Source organism: Bacillus sp. 05T31 (assembly GCF_056396725.1).
Window position 1 is genome coordinate 1 of the sequence record NZ_JBFTMA010000303.1, and the last position, 4784, is coordinate 4784.

The window sequence follows — 4784 nt, forward strand, 5'->3', positions numbered from 1 at the left end:
GGATATCATTTCATCACCCTTTATGCTCACTTACTATAAAAAAATTATAATAAGAAAACGTTCACATATTTTATTATAATCAAGAAGAAAAAGTCTCGTCAATTTTTATTTGTCTATACAAGCCCATTTATAACCATTGTTCCTTTTTCTGTAATAATTTTTTCTACATTTTTATCAAATGGCTCTACCGGAATATGTTTTACAATTTGAAAATCATAAGCTAATGATAGCGTTTTCCCTTTATAGTGCACGAGATAACGATCATAGTAGCCACCGCCATATCCAATCCGTTCTCCTCGGCGTGTATAAGCTACTCCTGGCACGATAAGAAGATCAATTTCACACGCATTCACTTCTTCCGTAAGTGCTGGAATCGGTTCACGTAAATTCATATATACTGTTTCTAATTGATTTAAATTACTAATTTGCCGGAAAGACATCGTTCTTGCCCCTTTATTACACTTCGGAACAACAATTTTCTTTCCTTCTTCCCAAGCTTTTTCGATAATCGGATATGTATTCACTTCATGCTCCATCGAGAGAGTTATTCCAATTGTTTTAGCTTCAACCCACTCTTTTTGTCCATACACCGAAACTGCAATTTGTTCCGATAAAGTTGTATACYGTTCTTCWGATAAAGAATTCATGTGTTCTATTATTTGTTTRCGTAAACGTAKTTTCTCTTCTYTCACACACTTTTCCCCCTYRCAGTGACACTTTRCTCTACGAAGATAGTGTATCACTTTTACGTAGGAATCGCATAAAAAAAAGAAACAGTAGGAAAATATTCCTACTGCTTACTTTGTTTCACGGTGTAACGTAGACTTCTTGTCACGCTTGCAATACTTTTTAAGCTCGATACGCTCAGCGTTGTTACGTTTGTTTTTCTTTGAGATATAGTTACGATCTCCGCATTCTGTACATGCTAGAGTAATATTCACACGCATTCTTATTCCCTCCAGTACTAATAACTTAAATCAGACTATACTATAATACCACTTTTAAAATAAAAATTCTACACCTTTTGATATTGTCTAATTTTTTCTATAAGATTTTTCATGTTTTCCCTTGCTATTACTGGGTTTCTAGCATGCGAATACACTAAAAATTTCGGTTGTTTTGTGTCAGAAACGATATAAGACCACTCTTTTTCGGTATATTTGAACTGTAYYCCTTCAARTATACCTTCTKCYTTTCTTTCCATATCRGCCAATAATTTCCTCATTACTTTCCCTTTTTCCTTCCATGAACATACAACTTCATCAYAAAGTAGATASAGYGGMGGTGATTGCTCTRCTATGCTAAGTAATGTTTTTCCTTGCAACGCTATTAATTCGAATAATTTTCCAATTCGATATAAAATATCTCGTTTCCATCTTAATTGAAAAGAGTTTTTTTCGTTATGCATATAAAAGAGGAGATAACATTCYCCTAATTTCAAAGACATYGGGTAAACATTATCTGCTGATTCRAGTAATAAATCTGGAATATCTACYTCTTCAAAATCAGTTCCTTGGTAAATATTACTGTGAGTGTCATATAATTCGAAGCGATTTCCGTGTTCAGAAAACATAAGCGCCATATTTGCTTTACTCGATTTCATCAGAGCTTTCACATGATCTTTTTGTTCACTCGCGTAAATCCATGTAACTGTGCATCCAAGCCTTTGTAGAAAGATCATAAGTAAATGTTGTAACATATCATTTCTCTTATTAATAAGAAGATGAAACTTCTGTTTTTGTATCGTTTCAATATCAATACGCTCTAACACAGCTTCTACATAATTATTTACAGAAACGTGAACTAGCTTATTTCGCCCCATTTCTTTCTCAGAAGCGTAATAAAACGACTCAGACATATATACTTGTTCTATCGCTTTTTGCTGCTTATACGTTAAAAACGAGCCCTCCTTGCCATACAGTTGTATAACAATYCCTCTTTCGCTTTCCAYTTGAACGAAAACTCCACCTGCACATTGCAAATTATGAATGGCATACTGAAAAAGCGATTCATTCATTTCTTTACATTCCATCGTATGAATCCCGCTGCCATGAATGGCATGGAGGAATAAATTTTTAAAGGAAGTTGTTTCTATATTTTCCTGACTTCCAATCAATATACTCTCTCCTTTAGCAAAAAGAGATCCATAAGCCATTGCAACTTTCACAATAAATTGAGGAGTAATTTCAACATTACCCCTTCCTACAATCCGGCTTTTTTGTAACCATCCTGCACTCTTTTCACTCTCTTTAACACCGGCAGAACCTACTATAGAATGACTATCTATCTCCTTATATGGCCATATTTTTCCTTTTTGCTTAATTACTGTACTTTTCCCTATATGACAATGATCCGCTACAATACTTTTTTGAAAAAGTGTAACATCATCTTCGACCATTGTATGATCTCCTATTGTTGTTTCTAACAACTCACAATTTTTCCCTATATGAGAGTTTGCAAAAATGATGCTTTTTTGAAGATGAGAATAACTTGAAACGATACTATTTTTCCCGATAATAGAGTACGGTTCAATTACAGCCCCTGCACCAATCATTGCTCCTTCCCCAATAAAAGAAGGACCATGAATTTTCGTCCCTTTTCCTATCGTTACACCTTCTCCCATCCACACCATTGGTAATACTTCTGTATATGGAATAGGCACCTTCAATTTTTTCGTCAACAAATCGAATTGAGCTTGCCGATATTGATCAAATGTACCAATATCTAGCCAATAGTCTTCTGATAAATATGCAAATAAAGCATTTTTATTTGCCAATAACGGAAACACATCATGACTGAAATCCGAAAATTCCATGGATGGTATGTAAGAAAAGATTTCTGGCTCCATTATATAAATACCTGTATTCACAATATTAGAAACTACCTCATTCCAGCTCGGCTTTTCTATATATCGTATAATTTCTTGTTCTTTATTCATTACAACTAACCCAAATGAAAGTGGGTTTTCTACTTCTTTCACAAACATCGTTACCATTCTCTTCTTCTGTTCATGAAATGCAATTCCTTCTGATAATTGAAAGTCAGTTAGTGCATCCCCACTAATAACAACAAATGTTTCATCTAAAAAACTTTCCGCTTGCTTAATACTCCCTGCTGTTCCAAGCGGAGGAGAATCTTCAAAATAATACAAGTTAACTCCCCACTTACTACCATCACCAAAGTATTGCTTAATGGCAGTACTCATATATTGAACTGTAATTGCAATTTCACGAAYACCATGCTGACGTAATAATTCAATATTATATTCAAGAACTGGTTTTTCTAACAATGGTAACATCGGTTTTGGAGTATTACATGTTAATGGTCTAAGGCGTCTCCCTTTTCCTCCAGCTAAAATAACCCCCTTCATATACTTCAGCCTCCACTTATATAATGTTCAAGAACTCCGTATATCATTTACCCCACATTAACTGCAGTAAAAGTCCGGTTTGGTATGATCTAACAATCAGCGAGAGACAGCCCCACTAATTAAAGCCTCACTTTATAAATAAATGTACCTTTTAACTCCCATCAAAAAGAAAGCGCTTACGATTAACTTGGTAAAATAATTAATAAGACGTAACTAACATATATGTACTTATTTTCCCATTAATTATGATACATCTTATCATCATAGACTAAAGGAAACAACGAGCTTTTTTTGTCATGTTTTGACTAAAAAAAGCAGGTGATTTCTCATCACCTACTTTTCCCCCTACTCATTCAATAAATAATGCTTTCCTTTTACTACATAAAATACATTCTCRGCAATATTTGTAACATGGTCTGCTACACGCTCAATATATCTTGCAACAAAGGATAGTTGTGTAATTTGTGTAATCGCTTCTGGTTGTCCAGGGATAGATGAAATAAATTCACGAATCGCCTTCCCATAAATTTCATCAACTGAATCATCCATTTCAGCAATTTGTTTAGCAAAAGTTAAATTTTCTTGCTCATATGCTTCTAATGCTAAATTTAACATCTTATGAGCAATCTCAAACATTTCCTCAAGATTATGCAAACTAACAACCACTTCTTTTTCACCAAGACGAATTGTTGATTTCGCAATATTAACAGCATGGTCTGCAATACGTTCTAAATCTGTCGCTGTTTTAATTGAAATAAAAATTCTTCTTAAATCACTTGCTACAGGCTGCTGCTTTGTAATAAGCATAAGCGCAAGGTCATTTATTTCCTCTTCTAAATTATCCATGCGATAATCCCCATCAATGACTTCTAACGCTTTCTCTACATCCCTGTTGTGAAGACCTTCCATAGCAATCAATAAAGCTCCACTTGCTAACTCACCAAGCTCGATCACCTTTTGCTGTAACGCTTTTAAATCACATTGAAACTGTTCTCTTACCATCATTTCTTCCCCCTCAATATTATGTGCCATTTTATATAAATCCCCTACCCAGCCTCTTGTATGTTTATTAAGCCTTGAGAAAAGAGAAATATTACTCCCCTATTTAAAATGAGGTGAAAATGAGAAATGCCCTCTGTTAAGAGGGCATTTACTCTTAGCCTTGCTAGCGATATCAACCAAATCGTCCTGTAATGTAGTCTTCTGTACGCTTATCTGCAGGTGTTGTAAATAATTTGTTCGTATCTGTATATTCCACAACTTCTCCACTTAAGAAGAAAGCAGTTTTATCTGAAATTCGTGCTGCTTGTTGCATGTTGTGCGTTACGATAACAATACTAAAATCTTTCTTTAACTCCTGAATTAATTCTTCTACTTTTGATGTTGAAATTGGATCTAGCGCCGATGTTGGCTC

At 34.6% G+C, this 4784-nt stretch carries 4 protein-coding genes and 1 pseudogene; all 5 read right to left on the bottom strand.

All coding sequences use genetic code 11. The features are described from left to right. Positions 1-113: 113 nt before the first annotated feature. Complete coding sequence (locus AC1DJR_RS17565) at positions 114-692, bottom strand: 5-formyltetrahydrofolate cyclo-ligase (RefSeq protein ID WP_477003132.1); 579 nt, start codon at positions 690-692, stop codon at positions 114-116. Positions 693-797: 105 nt separating this feature from the next. Further along, positions 798-947, bottom strand: coding sequence for a 50S ribosomal protein L33 (rpmG, locus tag AC1DJR_RS17570; protein ID WP_001265616.1), 150 nt, complete (start codon positions 945-947; stop codon positions 798-800). A gap of 68 nt (positions 948-1015) precedes the next feature. Continuing rightward, positions 1016-3370, bottom strand: a complete 2355-nt coding sequence (locus tag AC1DJR_RS17575; RefSeq protein ID WP_477003133.1) for a sugar phosphate nucleotidyltransferase — start codon at positions 3368-3370, stop codon at positions 1016-1018. 345 nt (positions 3371-3715) lie between these two features. After that, complete coding sequence (gene phoU, locus AC1DJR_RS17580) at positions 3716-4372, bottom strand: phosphate signaling complex protein PhoU (protein WP_429686939.1); 657 nt, start codon at positions 4370-4372, stop codon at positions 3716-3718. A 172-nt stretch (positions 4373-4544) separates the two neighbouring features. Then, positions 4545-4784, bottom strand: a pseudogene (gene pstB, locus AC1DJR_RS17585) (phosphate ABC transporter ATP-binding protein); the annotation flags it as partial.

What these genes read in the sequence shown, in the direction of transcription:
- rpmG (WP_001265616.1), bottom strand. Translation starts at nt 947, where the DNA reads ATGCGTGTGAATATTACTCTAGCATGTACAGAATGCGGAGATCGTAAC.